Consider the following 21122-nt stretch of genomic DNA (forward strand, 5'->3'; position numbering starts at 1 on the left):
TATGAGATCAGCTATTGATGTCTAAAAGAATCGACTCCAAACGATCTTTAATCATTTCAGGAAGACGACGTTTTGCTTCTGTTGCTGCTAAATTTAATGCTTGTAAAAATGCAGCTTCATCCGCGTTACCATGACTCTTTACTACTATTCCGCGCAATCCTATCAGACTTGCACCGTTATAGTGGTCGGGGTTCATCTTACTGAGTACTGCTTGTATGCGAGGAGCGATGAGTTTGGAGAGTAAACGCACAAAAAAACCATCATTTAAGCCGCGTTTTAATTGATGAACTAATAGCTTGGCAATGCCCTCTGAGGTTTTTAAGGTGATGTTGCCGACAAATCCGTCACAAACGATCACATCAACATTACCGGTATAAATTTCATCGCCTTCTACAAAACCAATATAATTAATTTGGTCCGTATGTTGAAGAATTTGGCCAGCCTGTTGGACTTGGTCATTCCCTTTAATCGCTTCAATACCAACGTTCAATAATGCCACTTTCGGCCGGGACTTTTTATGAACAGCTTCACACAATACCGACCCCATAATAGCAAACTGAAATAAAGTCTCGGAATCGCAAGAAACATTGGCGCCTAAATCCAGCAGATAAACAGGCTTGCCTGTCATAGCTGGTAAACAAGATACCAATGCTGGTCTATCAATGCCTGGTAAGGTTTTTAATAATACCTTAGCCATCGCCATCAACGCCCCCGTGTTACCCGCGCTAACGCAGGCAGCTGCTTTTCCATCGCGCACCAGTTCAATAGCAATTTTCATTGAGCTATTTTTACGTGAACGCAAAGCATGAATGGGCCTATCACACATAGTGACAGCTTCAGTAGTATGAATTATTTCAATGCGGGATAAAGTTGTTGGATCAGCTTGAGGGATATATTTTTCTATTTCGGTTTGATTGCCAACCAAAATAATTTTTAGAGATGTATTAAATTTCAATGCCTGCAAGGCTGCAGGCACTGTCACGTGGGGGCCGTGATCGCCCCCCATCGCATCTAACGCAAGCGTCAGATTTGTCATTCAATTAGCAACAAATTACTTGTTGATAACCTTTTTACCGCGGTAAAAACCATCAGCAGTCACGTTGTGACGTAGATGTAATTCACCACTAGTTGCGTCTACTGACAATTGAGCAGTGCTCAATGAATCATGTGAACGACGCATTCCGCGCTTTGAACGTGATTTTTTATTCTGTTGTACAGCCATTGGACCTGTCTCCTACGATTACTTGCTCTTCAGTTTTTCTAACACTGCAAACGGATTTGGACGCTCCTCATGAGCGGGTTCGATCTCGCCTACAACTATATCTTTCGACCCAGACTTACAATTATTATCATCGTGCATCGGGATGATAGGCATAGCGACTATCAATTCATCTTCAATCAATTGATGCAGACGTACTTCACCAATCTCATTACACTCAATTGGGTCATACGCATCCGGGAGCTCATCGATTTCTGCCTCAGTCTTACAAGGACTAAAACAAAAGTCGACCGTAACCTCAGTAGTAAATTGTGTCATGCAACGTTGACATAGCAGAGTGAGCTCCGTCACAGCCTTCCCGCGAAGGTAGACTATCCCCTGTAAATCGACGCCACATTCCAACGACACAACTACGTCGGAACAGTCGCCGGCACATAACTCGCTTAATCGCTTTAGTTGCTTGCCTAAAATGATACCTTCATAACGAAGGCCGCTAGAGGCAGCGCGTATAGGATCAATTGAAACCGGTATCTTTACTGTTTGCATAAGGCGCGCATATTATAGTTTGAAAACGCTGGAGTCAAAGAAAATTTCCGTAAAAATACGGTAACCTCACCTAATAACGAACTTTAGGTACTCTTTAAATCCGGCATTGAATTTGAAAGTTGGCAAATTTTACCGAACCCAACCCAATCACACAAGCATTACTCGAGAAAAATGCTCCATTTGCATAGATGAATACAGTAAACTGACTAATATTCTGTTATTAGCCAACAAATACTGAAACAAAGCCAATGGAATTCAATCTTGTACTTGCATCAACCTCACCTTTTCGTCAGCAATTATTAGCTAAATTAATGCTGCCGTTTAACTGTGTTAACCCTAATATTGATGAATCCCCAGCAAAAAATGAAACCGCATTATCTTTAGTCAAACGCTTAGCCGAACAAAAAGCATTCGCAGGCGCCCAACTAATAGAGAACAAATCGGTGCCGCAATTAATTATTGGTTCGGATCAAGTTGCACTGATTAACGGTCAAATTATTGGTAAGCCTCACACAGTAGACAATGCGATAGCGCAATTAAGCGCGGCATCAGGTCAAGCTATTACTTTTTATACCGGCCTTGCAGTATTCAATAGTGCCAATCAACAAATGTTATCTTGTGTTGAACCGTTCACGGTTCATTTTAAACATTTATCTGTGGAGCAAATTCGCTACTACATCAATACAGAACAACCATTATATTGTGCCGGAAGTTTCAAATGTGAAGGATTAGGTATAGCTCTGTTTGAGCGTTTAGAAGGTGATGACCCTAACACCCTAATCGGTCTACCATTAATTAAACTGATAGATTTACTCGCTCAGCACGGTGTAGATGTGCTCAGTCAAGCACCAGATGCTCAACCAGCAAATACTGATATCGAATTTAATAAAGGGAGATGGGGATAGATAATGCTGTTTGTACTTGATGTCATAACAAGCGACATAACACAGAAGTAAGCTGAGTATCACACAGAAGCGAATACGATACAGCGTCGGACACACTTATCTTCAATGCTGTAATGCGACTATCATAACAGCGTCCATAAAAATTAAAGATAGTCACGAATCGCACAAGGCTGGTCAACAATAGCACGCGGGTTTAATAGATTGAGTCTTGATTCATTATGGGCACCATAACTCACACCTATACTTGCCATGCCAGCATTATTGGCCATGGCTAAGTCGTGAATAGAATCGCCAATCATAATGGCTCTGTCTGCGGTAACATCAAAATGAGCCAATAACGAATACAGCATCTCAGGATGCGGCTTACTTTGTGCGTCATCGGCGCAACGGGTCGCATGAAAATAATCGCCTAACCCCGTGAGAGCTAATACATTATCAAGACCTTGTCGGCCTTTCCCTGTAGCAATAGCTAAATGATAACCCGCATCAAATAGATTACGGATCAGTAATTCGACGCCATCGAATAAAGGCGTAAGTAGCTCACTCGCAAGATGGTGACGTCGATAACAATCAATAATTTGTTGATGGTTTTGATGATCAGCAAATAAAATCGGCATAATTTGGGGTAAAGATAAACCAATGACATCTCTCACTTCCTGCTCGGATGGACTGGGTAACATTAATTCTTGAGCGACATTTTGCATGCAAGACACGATTTTGCCCACAGTGTCCATTAGCGTGCCATCCCAATCAAAAATAACCAGGTCAAAAGCTTTCTCTTTACTGTTCAATATAATGCCCTACTTTATTTGCTGAGTGCCTTTATACTCTTTTCAACTTCTCAAGTGTACTCAGTAGCACTGGGTCTAAAGGCGCTTTAACCTGCATAACTTGATCATTTTCAGGATGAGTAAATTTAAGTTCTGCGGCATGCAAAAACAAACGGTCTAAACCCAAGGCCCGCATACTGTCATCAAATTGCTGCTCACTGTATTTATCATCACAAGCAATAGCATGACCAGCATACTGACAATGCACTCGTATCTGATGGGTTCGTCCTGTAACAGGACTAGCCTTAACTAAAGTACAACCTTGGTAACGCTGCATAATCTTATAGCGGGTTTCAGACTCTTTACCCTCTTTATTGACTCGCACAATGCGTTCGCCCGACTTTAAAGTGATTTTTAACAGTGGTGCTTTAACCACTTTATCACTTGCCTGCCATTCGCCACGCACCAAGGCTAAATAATCTTTTTGCATGGTTTTACTGCGTAATTGTTCATGCAGATGCTTCAAGGCACTGCGTTTTTTAGCCACAAGCAACACACCAGACGTATCTTTATCTAAACGATGTACTAACTCTAAAAATTTTTGCTGTGGACGCAATGAGCGTAAGCCTTCAATCACACCATAATCCACACCACTTCCGCCATGTACTGCAATACCGGCAGGCTTGTTTAACACAATTAAATGATTATCTTCATGGATGATACGTTCTTCAAGCTGAGACACTCTTGATAAATTAGGCGATGGCGCCTTGCGATTGTCTTTTTCGGCAACACGAACAGGCGGAACCCTAACAATGTCTCCGATTTGTAATTTATATTCCGGCTTGATGCGTTTTTTATTAACCCGCACTTCGCCTTTACGCACAATCCGATAGATCATGCTTTTCGGTACGCCTTTTAATTTAGTCAGCAAAAAATTATCGATGCGTTGTTCAAAATGATCTTCGTCGATAGTCACGTATTCAACTTGGGGGGTGGTTTCAGTATTCATGATGCGCCATATAGTAGTAACCGTAATAGTGTACCTTATCTGGTAAATGCTTGGCTATTGCCGCATTGGACTTCAAATAAATACACGAAAGAATATGGGCTTTTGATTGCTGAAAATAGCGATTGTTGCTATATTTGCCCACAGGTTGAGAGTAAACAGTGGATAAAGTGTTCACAACTTTCACCAAATGCGAAAAACTAGCAGTTATAAAAATGAACCTAACCGGTAGCAAATCATTGATTTGCAAGTTGTATTTATTAAAAAACGATAAGAAACCGTTTGTACAATTAAACCGTAAGTATTCAATAAAGATTTTAATTTAACTGTGGTAAATCGCCCCAAATTCGAACAACATTTTAGCTTGTTATCAAACAAACCGATTCGACTTGGGCATTAACGGATTAAAATACCATAATTTATGGGGTTGGTTGTAAGTCAACGAATTCCTTGTTTTTGTAAACACTAGAAAATAAGCCATAAATAGGATGCGACACGCAGTGACTGCGTTTTACAGTAATGAGCACCTAATTGCCTGGATCTAGCCGTGAGGTTATACCGATTAATTCAGGCCCGTAATGCAGAAAGATCGTGTTGTTTGATGACCTCATTTAGAAGAATCACGTCATCATGAAACGTATGTTAATTAATGCAACTCAATCAGAAGAGTTGCGCGTAGCCCTAGTTGATGGGCAAGAACTGTATGATCTAGACATCGAAAGTCCTGGTCATGAACAGAAAAAATCAAATATCTATAAAGGTAAAATCACTCGCGTAGAGCCGTCACTTGAAGCCGCATTTGTTGACTACGGTGCAGATCGTCACGGTTTTTTACCTCTAAAAGAAATTGGTCGTGAATATTTCCCTAAAGGATATTCCTTCCAAGGCCGTCCAAACATCAAAGAAGTCCTGCAAGAAGGCCAAGAAGTCATTGTTCAAATCGATAAAGAAGAACGTGGCAACAAGGGCGCTGCATTAACTACCTTTATTAGTCTTGCTGGTTCTTACCTAGTCTTAATGCCAAATAACCCTCGTGCTGGCGGTATTTCTCGTCGTATCGAAGGTGATGAGCGCACCGAACTTAAAGAAGCGATGTCTGAGCTAGAAGTACCTAATGGTATGGGCTTAATCGTGCGTACGGCTGGTGTAGGCAAAGAGTCAACAGAACTAAAGTGGGACTTGAAAGTACTACAACATCATTGGGATGCGATTCAAGAAGCCGCTCAAAGCAAGGCTGCCCCCTTCTTAATTCATCAAGAAAGCAACGTCATTGTTCGTGCTATTCGTGACTATTTACGTCGTGATGTGGGTGAAATCCTTATCGATCATCCACGAATTTTTGAAGAAGCTAAACTGCACATTGGTTTAGTTCGTCCTGATTTTGTCGAACGCGTCAAACTATATGACTCTGAAGTGCCTCTATTTACTCACTTCCAGATCGAGTCTCAAATCGAGTCGGCATTCCAACGTGAAGTGCGTTTACCATCAGGCGGATCAATTGTTATTGACCCCACAGAAGCATTAACGTCTATTGATATCAACTCTGCCCGTGCCACTAAAGGCGGTGATATTGAAGAAACTGCACTGAACACAAACCTTGAAGCAGCTGATGAAATTGCACGTCAATTACGTCTTCGCGATTTAGGTGGTTTAGTGGTTATCGACTTTATCGATATGACCCCTGTTCGCCACCAGCGTGAAGTTGAAAACCGTTTGCGTGATGCCGTACACCATGATCGTGCACGTGTTCAATTGGGCCGTATTTCTCGTTTCGGTTTAATGGAAATGTCGCGTCAACGCCTACGTCCATCACTAGAAGAGTCTGCTGCACATTTATGCCCTCGTTGTCATGGCCAAGGTACTATTCGCAGTACGGAATCATTAGCACTATCAATTTTACGTTTAATGGAAGAAGAAGCCATTAAAGAAAACACCACACAAATCGAAGCGATTGTGCCAGTTGATGTGGCGGCTTTCTTATTAAACGAAAAGCGTAAAGCGATCCGTATTACTGAAGAGCGTCATCAAGTTGAAGTGTACATCATTCCAGATGCACACATGCAAACCCCAGATTACCGTGTGGTACGTCGTAAGAGTGACGATGAAGTCAGTGAATCAAGCTATAAGCGCGTAGAACAGCCAGCAGCAAAACTGTATGAGCCTCGTAAATTAGAGCGCGCGGCATCACCAGAGCCAGCATTAAAAGGCTTTGCAGCCCCACAAAAAGCTGCAGAAGATCTCGTCAAAACTGCACCTGTAAATGTTGCCCCTGCGACAGCATCTACTCAGCCAGGATTGTTTTCACGAGTCATCTCAGCAATCAGCGCCCTATTCTCTGCTAATGAAACTGAGGTGAAAGATACCAAAGCGACAGCGCAGACTAAAGACAGCACTCAGACTAACCCACGTCGTAACACTCGTCGTAATGAGACACGTAACGATAGTGGTAACCGCAATGACAAGCGCAATGATAGCCGTCGTCAACGCAATGACAGTGACAAATCGAAAGACACCACTGAAGGTCGTCCTCAGAACAAGCGTAATGAGCGAAACAGTCGAAATACTGCTCAAGATGACAACGCTAAAAATAAACCAAGAGCTGACAAAGTTGACAAAGCATTACCCGTTAGCGAAACCAAAGTAGCTGACGCTAAAGTGGCAGAACCTAAGGCCACTGTAGAGAAATCACCAAAGCAAGAAGCCGCTAGAGAGCGTCGCCAACGTCGTAACATGCGTCGTAAAGTGCGTATTGAAAGTGAACAGAATGAAGCATTATCAACAACCGAGGTTATTGATAGTAAATCAACTGAATCATCAGTAGAACTGATCGCATCTGAAGCCAACAATGTTGGGCCAAAAGCATCTGATGATAAAAAATCAGAGACTAGAGCACCACGTAGCCGACGTCAGCCTCGTAAAGAGAAAACAGAGCAAACCACCGAAGTAGCAGAAGGCGCGGCGGTTGAAGCAGCTGATGTAGCAACAGAAATCACCAAGGTTACCTCTACTGCCCAAGTTGAAACAGACACTCCAGCTGTTGAAGTGAAAGCTGACGTTGAAGTGAAAACAGAAGCGGCTCCAGCTGAAGACAACACTGTTAATGAAACGGTTGCGACCCACTTTGATGTTGCAAAAGAAACTGATGAGCAAAGCGCGAATACCGATGACACGGCATCAGAAAGTGAAGCTGAAGGTCGTGAAGGTCAACGTCGTAGTCGTCGTAGCCCTCGCCACCTACGTGCTGCTGGTCAACGCCGTCGTCGTGATGATGAAACGGGGTCGACACAACAAGCCGTTTTCACACCTAATGATGAGCTAGAGAAGCAGTTAGACGCTGAACAAGCTAAAACCAAAACTCAGGTTAAAACGCCTGTGACTGCCACTGATGCAGCAACAGTTACTCCAGCGGCAGAAGTCTTCAAGGCTGATGTTAAAAAGACTGAAGTGACTGATACAGAAGAGACTAAGGTTGATGTTGAGCCAGCTAACGTTGTCGCAGACACTCCTGCAGCAAAAGAGCAAGCAGCTGAAACGCCTCCGGTAGTCAACACAGCTGACGTAATCGAAACTGCAGCGACAGTTGAAACTACAGCAGTTGAAACTTCAGCAGTTGAAATCGCTAAAACCCCTATTGATGCTCCAGCTAAACAAGCGTTAGTCGCTGAGGTAGCATCGTTAGAGGCGATGGAAACAACCGCAGAAAGCAAACAAGATAAAGCCGTTACATCTAATGCATCGGCACCAATGGCCAAGCCTGCGGCAATCGTTCGTCAAGCTAAACCTGCAGCTAAAGACGTTGCGCCTGCAGTAGAGACTGTTGTTTCTACTGACACCACTACAGCAGCAAAAGCACCTGTAAAAGCAAGTCGCTTCGGTTCTATGGTGTCATCTGACATGACTAAACCTACAGTGGATGTTCGTGAACAGAAAGCGGTGCCTCAAGGGCGTACTTATGAAGCCCAAGCAACTGAAACTAGTGCGCCAAAAGTCGCAATAAATAACAGTGCATCAGCGGATATGGCACGCCCGGCAAAGTAGCATTAATTAGGGGTTCACTAGCCCCATCATTTATTAAGCCATGCTAAGCATGGCTTTTTTATTGAAAAGATTAATAAAAAATACCTCAGCGAATTAAAACATCACATTAGGGATGTCACAGTTCAGCCAACGAGTATTTTTTGTTAATATACTGATCACTTTTTATTAACTTACCAATGAAAACAGAGGTTAAATGTTCGATCTTATTCGCCATAAAACAAGCAGTAGCAAAGCCGATATTTTATCAGGATTAACTGTTGCGCTGGCCCTAATACCTGAAGCCGTTGCTTTTGCATTTGTCGCTCATGTTGAACCTATGGTCGGGCTTTATGCCGCCTTTATTATGGGACTAATCACCGCATTAATTGGTGGTCGGCCTGGCATGATTTCTGGTGCCACGGGTGCTATGGCTGTGGTCATGGTATCGCTGGTAATTGAACATGGAGTGCAATACTTATTTGCCGCTGTGGTGTTAGCAGGACTGATTCAAATTTTAGCGGGCGTATTCAAACTCGGTAAATTTATCCGTATCGTACCTTACCCAGTAATGATTGGTTTTGTAAACGGGTTAGCGATTGTAATTTTCTTAGCCCAGCTCGGTCAATTTAAAGTCAAAGACGCCGCGGGCAACATGATTTGGATGGCACAAGAACCCTTAATGATCATGCTAGCTTTAGTGGTTTTAACCATGGCTATTATCCATTTCTTACCCAAATTAACCACAGCTGTGCCTTCATCCTTAGTGGCTATTTTAACGGTAACGGCGATTACTGTAGGTTTCAATTTAGAAACCAGTAATGTATTGGATTTTCTAAAAACAATGAGTGGCAATGACGCTGCAACTATTGCAGGTAACTTGCCTTCATTTGCCATCCCTAGCGTGCCATTTAGCTTTGACACTTTTTACATCATATTACCTTATGCCTGTATTTTAGCCGCGGTAGGATTAATTGAGTCATTATTAACGCTAACAGTGATTGACGAAATGACCAATACTCGTGGTCAAAGTAACAAAGAATGTGTCGGCCAAGGTGTGGGCAACATTACCAGTGGTTTCTTTGGTGCTATGGGTGGTTGCGCGATGATCGGCCAGTCAATGATTAACATTAACTCGGGCGGTAGAGGTCGTTTATCTGGCATCACGGCAGCATTAGCATTACTGGCATTTATTCTGTTTGGTTCGGCGTTTATCGAAATTATTCCACTGGCAGCATTAGTTGGTGTCATGTTTATTGTGGTCATAGGCACTTTTGAATGGGCCAGCTTCAAATTCATGAACAAAGTGCCTAAGCATGATGCATTTGTGATTATATTAGTCACCACTGTCACTGTTTTTACCGATCTGGCCTTTGCAGTGTTTGTCGGTGTAATTGTATCTGCCTTAGTGTTTGCATGGGAACACGCAAAGCACATTAATGTTGACATAACTGAAGATGATAACGGCTGGAAAATATATCGCTTAAATGGCCCCTTGTTCTTTGGTTCAGTGGCAAACTTTCTTGAACTGTTTGATGCTGAAAATGATAACCAAGATGTGATTATTGATTTTAAAAATTCACGCGTGGCAGATCATTCCGCATTAGAAGCGATTGATACCTTAGCTGAACGTTATGTTACGGCAGGAAAGCGGTTGCACTTACGTCACTTAAGCCAAGATTGTAAAGCACTACTGCATAAAGCACGTGATTTAGTTGAAGTTAACCTTATTGAAGATCCGCACTATAAAGTAGCCGATGATAAATTGGATTAAACGATTAATACGCTAATCAATAAAAAGGGACTGAATATTCAGTCCCTTTTTCTATCGTGAGTCTTTGTACCTGCAAAAAATACTGATTTAACGTTTACGTTTATCAGCAAACTTACTCATCACTTTATCAAATTTTGGCTTAACCACTAGCTGACAATAAGGTTGTTGCCCGTGTTTAGTGAAATATTCATCATGATAACTTTCAGCCGGGTAGAATGTATCAAATGCACTTATTTCAGTGACTATCGGTCTAGACCACACTTGTTGTTCAGTTAAGGCGTTAATAAATCGGTTAGCGGTATCAATTTGATCACTGTTATGCGCAAAAATAGCTGAACGATACTGTGGCCCTTTATCATTTCCCTGCTGATTAAGTGTGGTCGGATCGTGGCTTTCAAATAATACACTAAGGAGTGTGTCATATTGAATAACCGTGGGATCAAATTCAATATGAACGACTTCTGCATGGCCTGTTTTACCGGAACATACCGCATCATAATTGGCATCTTTTGCATCACCGCCACAATAACCAGACTTAACACTTTGCACGCCATTAAGCTGAGCGAAGATAGCTTCAACACACCAAAAACAGCCAGCACCAAAAGTCGCTTTTTCGAAAGAAGGCGTAGCTAAATTTGATGCTGAAAGCTCATCAATGCCTTTAAAAATCATTGATACCGAATTGACACAATGACGGATATTGTTATCGGTTAAATGTTCTCCTTCAAACACATGGCCTAGATGACCACCGCATTGTGCGCAGGTAATTTCGGTTCTGTGACCATCAGCATCGAGTGTATGCTTTACTGCCCCCTTAATTTCATCATCAAATGCTGGCCAGCCACAATGAGCATTAAATTTATACTCACTTTTATAAAGTGGTGCATGGCATTTTTTACATAAATACACACCCTGTGCATCATGATCAACAAATTCGCCACTAAAAGGACGCTCGGTGCCTTTTTGCTCGATCACATACTGTTCAAATTCAGTTAAATTATTCATGGTCAGATCTCGTTGAGTTTGTTTGCCACAGTCTAGTAATAATGAATACGTGTCATCAATCATTTCAGCTCAAATGAAAATGGAGTGATATCACGCAAATAATTGCGGCAGAGTGTGACTAAGGTTACCATTACGGTGGGTCAACACACTAATAAGAAATACATAATGAAACTAAATACAATTGATTACCAAGCACCTAATAGTGCCCAACATTTTGTTGAATCACTGCGTGAAACCGGCTTTGGTGTACTTACTAACCACCCAATTCAAAAGCAGCTTGTTGAAGATATATATAATGAGTGGTATAGCTTCTTTCAGTCAGAACAAAAAAATGATTTTTTGTTTAAAGCTGAAACACATGATGGCTTCTTTCCCGCATCAATTTCTGAAACGGCTAAAGGCAATAACGTAAAAGATATCAAAGAATATTATCACGTATACCCTTGGGGACGCATTCCAGAGTCGTTAAAGGCGAATATCCTTGCTTACTACGAACACGCTAATGCGCTAGCGTCTGAATTACTGAGCTGGATTGAACAGTACACACCTGCAGACGTCGCGGCTAAATATAGTATTCCGTTACCCGACATGATTGCGCAAAGCCAAAAAACCTTGTTACGCATTCTTCATTATCCTCCAATGAAAGGAGATGAGGAAATGGGCGCAATCCGTGCTGCTGCGCATGAAGACATTAACTTAATTACCTTGTTACCAGCAGCGAATGAGCCTGGCTTACAAGTGCTGACTAAAGAAGGTGAATGGATTGATGTGCCAAGTGATTTTGGTAGCATTATTATTAATATCGGCGACATGTTACAAGAGGCCTCAGGCGGCTATTTCCCATCAACATCTCACAGAGTCATCAATCCTCAAGGCACAGACAAAACCAAGTCTCGTATCTCATTACCGCTGTTTTTACACCCAAATCCACAAGTGGTGTTATCTGAGCGTTATACGGCTGATAGCTATTTGATGGAAAGATTACGCGAATTAGGCGTGATTTAAGCACTCATAGTGTATTTAACAACGATACTAAGCGCCTTAAGGCGCTTTTTTTATGCATTTAATCCACTTACGAGGTAGAATATCACTTTTGTATTTATTGTTATTTACTCTCCGATTTATAAGGCAACATCATGGCAATTCAGTGGTATCCAGGACACATGCACAAAGCACGTAAAGAGATCGAGGAGGCGATGCCTCAAGTGGATCTCGTTATTGAAGTGCTCGATGCACGTATTCCATACAGCAGTGAAAACCCAATGGTGTCACAACTTCGCGGTGATAAACCTTGTATTAAACTGCTCAATAAATCTGATTTAGCGGATCCAGAAATTACGGCTCAGTGGATTGAATACCTAGAGCGTGAGCAAGGTGTACAGGCATCGGCAATCACCACCCTACAACCGGGAATGGTAAGAAGTATTCCTGATCTTTGTCGCAAACTAGTGCCGCACCGTGACACCATGGAAAAAGATATTCGTACCATGATAATGGGCATTCCTAACGTTGGTAAATCAACAATTATTAACACCCTAGCGGGCCGCACTATTGCTAAAACAGGTAATGAACCCGCGGTAACTAAAAATCAGCAACGGATCAACTTACGTAACGGTATCGTTTTGTCAGACACGCCAGGGATCTTATGGCCTAAAGTCGATAACGAAGCCAGCAGTTATCGCCTAGCGGTCACTGGTGCAATTAAAGACACAGCAATGGAATACGAAGATGTGGCCATGTTTGCTGCAGCTTATTTTCTTAAAGCCTACCCCGACGAAATTTGCGAGCGTTATAAGCTTAAATCGCTGCCTGACAGTGATATTGAATTACTCGAAGCCATTAGCCGTTCTCGCGGAGCACTCCGTCCTGGTGGGCGTGTTGATTACCATAAGGTCTCGGAACTATTACTGCATGAGTACCGCTCAGGTAAAATTGGCTTATTAAGCCTTGAAACACCGGCAATGGCTGAAGTCGAGAAAGTTGAAGTCGCGCGTAAGCTGGCTGAAAAAGAACTGATCAAACAACAAAAGATAGAACAAGAGAAACTAAAACGATCTGGCAAACGTTATAACGATTAAGCCCGATCCACGACTAGGTTGTTAATACATATACGGCCTAGTCATTCAAAAACTTCTTGTCATAGTGATACATTTCAATGTGAAGCTAGTGATACTGCTAATGCCGTTAAACTAGCCTCAAGCAAGTCAATAACCCTCTCAAACCCTTTTTCCCCACCATAATATGGATCAGGCACTTCTTTAACCGCAGAGTCTCCAAAGCTTAACATCAAATGTAACTTATACCGTAAATGCACAGGACATCGCTCAGTTAACTCAGCTAAATTAGAAACATCTGCCGCTAAAATTAAATCAAAGTGCTCAAAATCAGCATCAATGACCTGTCGAGCCTTCATATCGGTAAAATCAAGTCCACGCTTATGGCCTGCAATCATGCTGCGACGATCAGGAGAATGACCTTGGTGATAGGCGATGGTGCCGGCAGAATCGATTTCAAGCTGAAGTGAATGCTGCTTAGCTAGTTGCCTAAAGATAGCCTCTGCTGTTGGCGAACGGCAAATGTTGCCCATACAGACGAATAGCACAGAGTGAACGTTCAAAAGATATTTATCATCCATCATTTATCATCGCCATTATATCCAGATTGCATACAGCACAGAGTTAACGATCTGATTTGTCATTGTGTATCCACCAGCTCGACTTTACTCATGTTAACTCAAGCGTAATGTGCAGGCACAGTGACATTTGAGTTAATGTAAAAGAGATGACTATTGTGATGGCCGCTCGCGCAAAAAACTAGCAAACCTTGGAGTGCCTTTTTGAGTTAAGCCTAAATACTGATAAGTAATGACTGAACCAATTAACGGCGGATTTTCTCGCTGTTTATCACTAAAACCACTGCCAATATTGAACACAATTCCAGCTGGCGTTTTTACAATTAACGCGCCTAATTGACCTCGATATTTACCTTTTCCTTGGGTATGACCAATAACCACGGCTTCAGCATCGTATTTAGGTTTGAGTTTAACAATATACTCACTGCGCCCCACGGCATAATGAGCTTGTTTAAAATGTAACATTAATCCTTCCCCACCGGCATTCACAACACTATCAAGTCGATCGAACAGTGCCTCTGTTGTCGCTACTGTGTCCTGCTTAATAACCTGTAAATGAGTGGGATCAGTTTGCTCAGCCCATTTTTGCATCGCGAAATAGCGTTCAACAAAAGTGCCAGGATGATCTGGTAAGTCGAACATCATAAACTTTACTTGTTGCCAATCTTCAGCGGATGTATCCAGACGCCTAACTAATGCTGAAATATGCTCAAACTGATTACGCCCTAACCAGAGTTCGCCATCAATAGCCACTTCAGGAAAGCCCAAGGTAAATGATGCTGGTAACGCCACTTTTCGGCCACTACGAGTCAGCATTTGACGACCATCCCAATAACCTCTCACACCATCAAGTTTTTCACTGACTAAATACTCAGCGACGGTAATATCTGGTTGATATTGTGTTGCTAACTGGATGGGAGGTTTAGATAAAACAGCACTGTGCGTTGTTAAACTATACAGTGCAATCATCAGTGAAAATATAACCGAGGGTATCTTAGGCATATGCAATCCTTGCAATTAATCAAATCCATATCAAGGTGGCCACTCATTACCAATAAGAATCATAAGCTGGCATTAATTTTATGATTAGCACGACCTTGACTTAAACCTTCTTAAGCTTAGTACAAAACTAAGAATTATCCACTTAAGCAGAAGGGAAAGACGAGTAGAATCAACACCGATTGAGGACATTATTGATGATTGAAATCGCTATTATCTTGTAACTTTAACCCATCAAAAAGTTAAATTACTGCTGGAAGCCTATGAATGGAATGTTACAATCTGCACAATTAAAACCAAAAAGATAATTTACTTAATGAAACCTGAGAATAATCATGGTCTAAAGCGCATTTTTCGAGCAACGGGATTTTCAATGAAGGGGCTAAAGTCTGCATGGAAACATGAAGCCGCCTTTAGACAAGAAACCGTACTGGCCGGCTTAATGTTCCCTGTTGCACTATTACTCAATATCAGTGCAACTGAACGCATTCTACTTATCATGACCCTATTAATTGTTTTGATTGTCGAATTATTAAACTCTGCGATTGAAGCAGTTGTAGATCGCGTCGGAGATGAAATTCATCCTCTTAGTGGTCAAGCGAAAGATATTGCTTCAGCAGCAGTATTCATCAGTCTCGTCTTGTGTACTATCACCTGGGGGATCATTATTTGGCCACTAGTGTTCTAACAACTGCCCAGTAAATACTAAACCGTGAGTTTAGCTGTTGTTAACATTGAAATAGCTTGTTCAATATAGGCAAGCCTTTCATTTTCAGCCCAATAAGCAGCATACACATGTCGATAGATACATTTTGCATCGTCTACGCGAGATAAAGTGCCATTATCTAAATAGGGTTGAATGAGTGCTTCAGGCAAAAATGCACAGCCACTATTATTCAACATAAAATCCAATGCCATGCGAGCTGAGCTGGTATGCAGTACAGGTAAAGGCAACATGGTAAAATCTTGGGCGTGAGTGATATTAAAGGCTGTGCCCCAATCGACTTTTATATAAGGTAAATTAGCCGTTTGAGCCAGCTTAACGCCCTGCTGTTTGGACACTAGATACAGTTTTACTTGAGCAAGCTTAACTAATGTGACCCCATCAAGTTTTGGAGGATCAAAGGTAATCGCAATATCTAAAGTGCGTTCAATAAGCTGGCGAGTCATCACTGATGCAGACAAAACATCAGTCCTCAAAGCAACACCTTCCAAACCTAAATGCAGTGGCTGTAAAAAACCTTGTAAATAAGCATCCCAAATATTATTACCAGCCGATAAAGCCAACTGAGCATTGTGCTGCTGATTTAAAATAATATCTTGTTTTGCCCTCTCCCAGGCATTAAGCACCGCCTCAGCATGGCCCAACATTCTCTCACCTGCTGGGGTAGGTTGAATATTGTTACGCAAACGTTCAAACAGCTCTATCCCCAAAATACCTTCTAGCTGTTTTATCCTAAAACTAACAGCACTTCGGGTAAGGTAGAGATTTTCAGCCGCTTTACCAAAGTGTCGAGTACGAGATACTTCTAAGAAGGTTTTTAATAAATCTGTATCCATAAAAATTCTTTACCATTAAGGACAAAATATTTTGATTTAAAAAATGATAATACTAGCCAATACTCCAGTTGCAAATGTTTATATCTCACAATTTAGAAGGTATTAGCCATGTCTCAGCAATCATTTATCAATGCAAAACAAGGTATTGATGCTAACTCCAATGGTCATAGCAACAGTTTTCAGTCAACTAAACGCTTCTATGATGACGCGAATTTCCCTATGGGGTTTAAGCGTTGTGGTGATTTTACCAGTAAGGAAGCTGACTTGCTTGAACAACACGGTCAAGCAATGAAAAATCTAGCCGATGGCTCGCAATTACCTTGTAATGTTGACGAAGACCAGTTTATTCGCGTTCTTCAAGGCATGTTACCCGCAACAACACCAATGGAGTTATTGTGGTCTAAGTATTGCCGTCTAGCAAAAGGTAAGCCGTTTTATGCTGTAGTTGGTACTATTCATGCGCCAGCAAGTTCTAAAGTTGAAATTGAATTTGACGATGTTGAAGAAGAAGTTTCTGACACCGACGAGCCAGAATAAACTCTGGTCAGTGACTAAAACAAACGCCCGCAAACATTAACAATTACGCTACATACCTAACGAAGAAGTAGGGTCAATATTCTACTCTACTTTTCGTTTTGCCACATTACTGTCACTCACCACTGTAACGCCAACACTCTGACGCCCAACCCCATAAGGCATTGCAGTCAAAATGATTGCTTTTGCGCCTTTGACTTCAAACTACTGCTGAAAACTTGATTTAGCGCAATAAACACATACAAATATTTCACATCTAGTAACAAAGTGCTAGTATGGCTAATGAAAGGTTGGTCCTATTTATATAAATTTGATGTTTTTGAGTATGCATTTGATAATTCTTATTTTGGATATCTGCATACAATAGATTAGGGATTAGATTTGACAACAACATCATATGAAGACGCATATCTTGTGATAGTAAAAATAATAAGTGCGGAGTTTCAATGATAAGATCTTTTTTTTATATAGTATTGTTGATACTCATCACTCGAACGGCTTATGCTGAGTCCGAGCCATCAATACAAAGCACAACTTTTACTGATGGATATACTCTTGATATCGGTATGTTTTATGCCAACTCCGATTCAAACTTTATTGCCACAAACCCTAAAACCGGCGGTACATTCCCGGTGGACTTTGAAGACGAACTTCTTCTAGCTGAAGCACAATACTTACCCTATTTTGAATTTACCTTTTCTTTCAACCAACGCCACAACATTTATATTGATTGGAAATCGTTGGATCGCAAAGCAGATACAGAAACGGTATCACAAGATTTTATTCTTGAAGATATTGATGGTAAAGATTACCTGATTGAAACTGGCTCGAAACTCAATACCTTACTGAATATAGACATTTTGCGTATAGGGTACGGTTATGATGTCTGGCAAGGTACAAATTACGCGGTTGGTGTGTCGCTAGGTTTACACGCCATGTTTATCGAAACGGCCTTTAAAGGCACCATAGGCATCTGTGTTCCAGATTCAACCTTATGCAGTAATTCAGTAGCAACGCCAGAAATTATCGATGAAACGATAACGGCTCCTTTGCCTGATATCGGTCTTTATGGATCTTACGAGTTTTACCCTGGCTGGATATTTGATGCTCATGCGCATTACTTTTCAATCAAATATGATGATGTAGATGGATCGCTTGTCGATGTCCGTTTAGGGGTCGAAGCAAAAATTTGTGATAACTGGTCGCTAAAATTGGCATATAACTACTATGATGTCGACGTTACTATCGAAAAGACACGTAATATCGGCAATATTGAGCAACGTAACTTTGACTATAATATTAACTACAGCTTTACTGGGCCAATGTTTGCTGTCTCTTATGTGTTTTAATATCACGTTATCTACAAAAAAAACATCCTAGGGTGCTTTTTTTTAATTTGTATCCTCATAATAGGATGGTATAACCCCTGCTATTATTGCTATATTTATTTAACTATAGATTTTAAAAGTCTTTTTCAGCCCAGTTCATGAGGCACATAATGTCTAACACGCTATTGCAAACCGCTGCTGCCAATTTAAAAAAAGCGGTTCCGTTAATGTTAAAATATAAAATCCCTACCACACCAACAAACTATGCGCTTTGGTATGCTTATGTGGGTGAACAAAACCCCTTACTGAATCAAGAGTTAGATACCGCAGTCAAACAAAATCAAACATGTTCACCAGTAACTAGCGAGCTAATTTATCGTAAATATGTTGCGGATCCAGTAGAGCTTGATGTGCGTGATATGCGTAAAAATTTAGATGCTATGGTATGTGAATTATCCCAATCACTCAAAGACACTAATTTAGATACTGAAACATTTCAGAAGCAAATTGATAAAGATTTTAAAAAATTAAGTGATCTTGAAAATCAAGGCTTCTCACTTGAACAAGTTATTGGCATTGTTAGAAATATTGTCAAAGAATCTTCCAGTATTCGTTCTAGCACGGTCAGTTTTACTGAACAGCTACAAAAAGCACAATCTGAAATTGATACTCTAAAAACACGTTTAGCCGCATCTGAAAAAGACATGCTATTTGATGCATTAACCAATGTATTAAATCGCCGCGCATTTAATACTGATATAGAAGCGCAAGTAAGCTCAGCACCTGTAGGTACTTGTTTAATTTTAATTGATATTGATCACTTTAAAATATTCAATGATAGTTTTGGCCATCAACTCGGCGATTTAGTCCTAAAAACAGTGGCTAAGCGGACCCAAGAAGCGTGTCGTGACGGAGTAAAATTGTACCGTTTTGGTGGCGAAGAGTTTGCTATTATCGTTCCTAATAGTCAGTTTAGGGTAGCCAGGCAGCTGGCCGAAGGCATACGTAGAGCCATAGAAAAGCTCAGTGTCAAAGATCGACGTAGCGATAAAGTAATTGACTCAATAACCGCCTCTTTTGGGGTGGCAGAATGGAAACCTAAACAAAATGTATCGCAACTCATTGAGGCAACTGACAAGCTACTTTACGATGCAAAACGCCTAGGTAGAAATCGCGTGATGCCGATTGCAAACTAGTTATTATGAGTAAAATAAATTGATTTTTTAGCCCATCTTTTATGATTCATCACTTTGCTTTTACAGCATGATGCGTGACAAAGGTTGGGCCTTATATTGTCGATTATGTCGACATTTGAATTAGCTAGGCATCTGCAGGTAACGGGCGGCATTAATCGCCGTCGGCTTAGCCAAATAAGGCACATATCCCAAAAACGGACCTGTCATTATTTGCTTTAAACTGTCGAGGTTATCATCAATAAAAGCCATGTGAGGATCCACCTGATTTGCAACCCAACCAGCTATCGTTAATCCATCTGCTAGCAGTGCTTCTTGAGTTAATAAGGCATGATTTAAACAACCTAGCTTCATGCCTACGACGAGAATAACGTCGATTCTCGATGGCCAATCTGATGGGTAATTCATGTGATTGACTAATTCAGTTTGTGGCTTAGTATTTTGCAGCTTAGCTTGCAATAATTTAACTGTATCAGACAAATATTCGCCATTACCCAATGGTAAACGCCAACCACCTGCACCTTCAATTAAGGCAAAATCAGCACTTTGCATCGCCGGGTGGTACATAGTGTCAAGAACACCTTGGGCAGTTAAAGTATAGTTTACTTGCCTTGCGGCAATATGCGGTGCAATTGCTGGGGCAAAACAAATAGGATTAACACTTTGATATGGCAAATCCATATTAGATTGGGTCATTAGCATCATGGCATCGCTATTGCGCAAGCCATCTTCTGTAGACTCACACCCTGATGCTATAGGTTTAAAGCCACACTTATTACCTGTGGCCTTAGATAAAAGTGCCGCTGAAATTAGCGTTTTACCACTGTCAGTGTCTGTTGCAGTCACAAAATACAGCATTGCTTCAGCCTCGTTTAGCGCGGATATACGCAATTTGATAAGTTAATGGTAAACCTTTGTCGGTACGTAAGGTTTCAGCTAATGCAACCCGTTGCTGCCATTGTTGTTTGCTCAACACTGCGCGTTGCTTTTCCTCATCTGCTTGAGCACTGGATGCCCCCACCCCTTTTATTGAATAAAGTAAGCTACGTAAGTCGGCAAAATAAACCGTAATAGTCTCTACCTGGATATCGATACTATCCCAATCAGGAGGCATTGTTTGCGAGGTGATAAAAGCAGACTTAAGGGCTGATACAGAGTGAAATTGATTGACGTGAAACCCTAACGTTTGCAATTCAGCCAAGCTGCCATCAATAACAACACTGAGATGACATTCACCGCCCACTCGTAATACGCGATGAAATTCATTAAAAGCTTTGGGTAGCGTCTGACACCACTGCAAAGCTAAATTGGAATAAATGCTGTCAATAGATGCACTTTGTAAACCCAGCGCTTGAGCGTCACAACAAAGGCATAAGTAATCAGAATACTGTTGCGCCAATTGCGTTAGCATGCCATGCGCAATATCTGCCGCGATAACCTGTTTCACGTCATTGAAAGCTTTAAAACATGTACCCGGACCGGCTCCAATATCAAGTAGAGTGCCATATAAATTGGCATGCTGTAATAATTGCTGAGCACTCATACGCTGCAACACATCATGTTGCTTATACAAAGGTGCTGCTCTTGAAAACTTGTTTGCAACCGAGTTATCTAACGTCATGAGGGTTCTCAAAGAT

The 21122-nt window shown here is 41.3% G+C and carries 20 protein-coding genes; 9 read left to right on the top strand and 11 right to left on the bottom strand.

The window, feature by feature from the left end:
* Nucleotides 1–7: 7 nt before the first annotated feature.
* Genes plsX through yceD form a run of 3 tightly spaced genes read right to left on the bottom strand, consistent with a single transcriptional unit; the run spans nucleotide 8 to nucleotide 1765 of the window.
* Nucleotides 8–1036, bottom strand: coding sequence for a phosphate acyltransferase PlsX (gene plsX / locus H5164_RS16765; protein WP_182696938.1), 1029 nt, complete (start codon nucleotides 1034–1036; stop codon nucleotides 8–10).
* A 15-nt stretch (nucleotides 1037–1051) separates the two neighbouring features.
* A complete protein-coding gene (rpmF, locus tag H5164_RS16770) occupies nucleotides 1052–1222 on the bottom strand; it encodes a 50S ribosomal protein L32 (protein ID WP_011636967.1) in 171 nt (56 codons plus the stop codon).
* Between the two features lie 18 nt (nucleotides 1223–1240).
* Complete coding sequence (yceD, locus tag H5164_RS16775; protein ID WP_124015733.1) at nucleotides 1241–1765, bottom strand: 23S rRNA accumulation protein YceD; 525 nt, start codon at nucleotides 1763–1765, stop codon at nucleotides 1241–1243.
* 248 nt (nucleotides 1766–2013) lie between these two features.
* On the opposite strand from yceD, the gene H5164_RS16780 reads away from it, so the two are divergent.
* Nucleotides 2014–2670 (top strand): nucleoside triphosphate pyrophosphatase, encoded by a 657-nt coding sequence (locus tag H5164_RS16780; protein ID WP_182757137.1) that lies wholly within the window; start codon nucleotides 2014–2016, stop codon nucleotides 2668–2670.
* A 143-nt stretch (nucleotides 2671–2813) separates the two neighbouring features.
* Here H5164_RS16780 and H5164_RS16785 read toward each other — a convergent pair whose 3' ends face one another.
* Both H5164_RS16785 and rluC read right to left on the bottom strand, forming a co-directional pair.
* The gene (locus tag H5164_RS16785; protein ID WP_220492727.1) at nucleotides 2814–3461 is read right to left on the bottom strand and encodes an HAD-IA family hydrolase; all 648 of its coding nucleotides are present in this window, start codon (nucleotides 3459–3461) and stop codon (nucleotides 2814–2816) included.
* Nucleotides 3462–3492: 31 nt separating this feature from the next.
* Nucleotides 3493–4449 carry a 23S rRNA pseudouridine(955/2504/2580) synthase RluC gene (rluC, locus tag H5164_RS16790; protein WP_124015730.1) on the bottom strand — a complete coding sequence of 319 codons (957 nt, stop codon included), beginning with the start codon at nucleotides 4447–4449 and terminating at the stop codon, nucleotides 3493–3495.
* Between the two features lie 627 nt (nucleotides 4450–5076).
* On the opposite strand from rluC, the gene rne reads away from it, so the two are divergent.
* Both rne and H5164_RS16800 read left to right on the top strand, forming a co-directional pair.
* Complete coding sequence (gene rne, locus H5164_RS16795; RefSeq protein WP_182757138.1) at nucleotides 5077–8484, top strand: ribonuclease E; 3408 nt, start codon at nucleotides 5077–5079, stop codon at nucleotides 8482–8484.
* A gap of 193 nt (nucleotides 8485–8677) precedes the next feature.
* Nucleotides 8678–10234 carry a SulP family inorganic anion transporter gene (locus H5164_RS16800; RefSeq protein WP_182722251.1) on the top strand — a complete coding sequence of 519 codons (1557 nt, stop codon included), beginning with the start codon at nucleotides 8678–8680 and terminating at the stop codon, nucleotides 10232–10234.
* 87 nt (nucleotides 10235–10321) lie between these two features.
* Here the strand turns inward: H5164_RS16800 and H5164_RS16805 are convergent, their stop codons facing one another.
* On the bottom strand, nucleotides 10322–11239 hold the full coding sequence (locus H5164_RS16805) for a bifunctional methionine sulfoxide reductase B/A protein (RefSeq protein WP_182742727.1): 918 nt from the start codon (nucleotides 11237–11239) through the stop codon (nucleotides 10322–10324).
* A gap of 165 nt (nucleotides 11240–11404) precedes the next feature.
* Here H5164_RS16805 and H5164_RS16810 point away from each other — a divergent pair, with 165 nt between their 5' ends.
* Both H5164_RS16810 and ylqF read left to right on the top strand, forming a co-directional pair.
* Nucleotides 11405–12244 carry an isopenicillin N synthase family oxygenase gene (locus tag H5164_RS16810; protein WP_124015727.1) on the top strand — a complete coding sequence of 280 codons (840 nt, stop codon included), beginning with the start codon at nucleotides 11405–11407 and terminating at the stop codon, nucleotides 12242–12244.
* A 131-nt stretch (nucleotides 12245–12375) separates the two neighbouring features.
* Entirely contained in the window at nucleotides 12376–13317 is a 942-nt protein-coding gene (gene ylqF, locus H5164_RS16815; RefSeq protein WP_124015726.1) for a ribosome biogenesis GTPase YlqF, read from the top strand.
* 74 nt (nucleotides 13318–13391) lie between these two features.
* On the opposite strand, the gene H5164_RS16820 is transcribed toward ylqF, so the two are convergent.
* Nucleotides 13392–13877, bottom strand: coding sequence for a low molecular weight protein-tyrosine-phosphatase (locus H5164_RS16820; RefSeq protein ID WP_182696943.1), 486 nt, complete (start codon nucleotides 13875–13877; stop codon nucleotides 13392–13394).
* A 147-nt stretch (nucleotides 13878–14024) separates the two neighbouring features.
* On the bottom strand, nucleotides 14025–14873 hold the full coding sequence (locus tag H5164_RS16825) for a DNA ligase (protein WP_182757139.1): 849 nt from the start codon (nucleotides 14871–14873) through the stop codon (nucleotides 14025–14027).
* Between the two features lie 313 nt (nucleotides 14874–15186).
* Between H5164_RS16825 and H5164_RS16830 the strand changes: the two genes are divergently transcribed.
* Nucleotides 15187–15558, top strand: coding sequence for a diacylglycerol kinase (locus tag H5164_RS16830; RefSeq protein ID WP_124015723.1), 372 nt, complete (start codon nucleotides 15187–15189; stop codon nucleotides 15556–15558).
* A gap of 17 nt (nucleotides 15559–15575) precedes the next feature.
* Here H5164_RS16830 and hdfR read toward each other — a convergent pair whose 3' ends face one another.
* Nucleotides 15576–16430: an HTH-type transcriptional regulator HdfR gene (gene hdfR, locus H5164_RS16835; protein ID WP_182696946.1), complete on the bottom strand. Its 855-nt coding sequence runs from the start codon at nucleotides 16428–16430 to the stop codon at nucleotides 15576–15578.
* Nucleotides 16431–16538: 108 nt separating this feature from the next.
* Between hdfR and H5164_RS16840 the strand changes: the two genes are divergently transcribed.
* The 3 genes from H5164_RS16840 to H5164_RS16850 all read left to right on the top strand — a co-directional run bounded on the left by H5164_RS16840 (nucleotide 16539) and on the right by H5164_RS16850 (nucleotide 19488).
* Entirely contained in the window at nucleotides 16539–16967 is a 429-nt protein-coding gene (locus tag H5164_RS16840; RefSeq protein ID WP_124015721.1) for a DUF413 domain-containing protein, read from the top strand.
* Between the two features lie 443 nt (nucleotides 16968–17410).
* Nucleotides 17411–18313: a hypothetical protein gene (locus H5164_RS16845; protein WP_220492728.1), complete on the top strand. Its 903-nt coding sequence runs from the start codon at nucleotides 17411–17413 to the stop codon at nucleotides 18311–18313.
* Between the two features lie 149 nt (nucleotides 18314–18462).
* Nucleotides 18463–19488 carry a GGDEF domain-containing protein gene (locus tag H5164_RS16850; protein WP_124015720.1) on the top strand — a complete coding sequence of 342 codons (1026 nt, stop codon included), beginning with the start codon at nucleotides 18463–18465 and terminating at the stop codon, nucleotides 19486–19488.
* Nucleotides 19489–19608: 120 nt separating this feature from the next.
* Here H5164_RS16850 and bioD read toward each other — a convergent pair whose 3' ends face one another.
* Together bioD and H5164_RS16860 are read right to left on the bottom strand one after the other, a co-directional pair.
* The gene (gene bioD, locus H5164_RS16855; protein ID WP_182757175.1) at nucleotides 19609–20340 is read right to left on the bottom strand and encodes a dethiobiotin synthase; all 732 of its coding nucleotides are present in this window, start codon (nucleotides 20338–20340) and stop codon (nucleotides 19609–19611) included.
* A 7-nt stretch (nucleotides 20341–20347) separates the two neighbouring features.
* The gene (locus H5164_RS16860; RefSeq protein WP_182757140.1) at nucleotides 20348–21106 is read right to left on the bottom strand and encodes a methyltransferase domain-containing protein; all 759 of its coding nucleotides are present in this window, start codon (nucleotides 21104–21106) and stop codon (nucleotides 20348–20350) included.
* Between the last annotated feature and the right edge of the window lie 16 nt (nucleotides 21107–21122).

It is taken from the genome of Shewanella sp. SG41-3 (genome assembly GCF_014164545.1).
Lineage (GTDB): Bacteria > Pseudomonadota > Gammaproteobacteria > Enterobacterales > Shewanellaceae > Shewanella > Shewanella vesiculosa.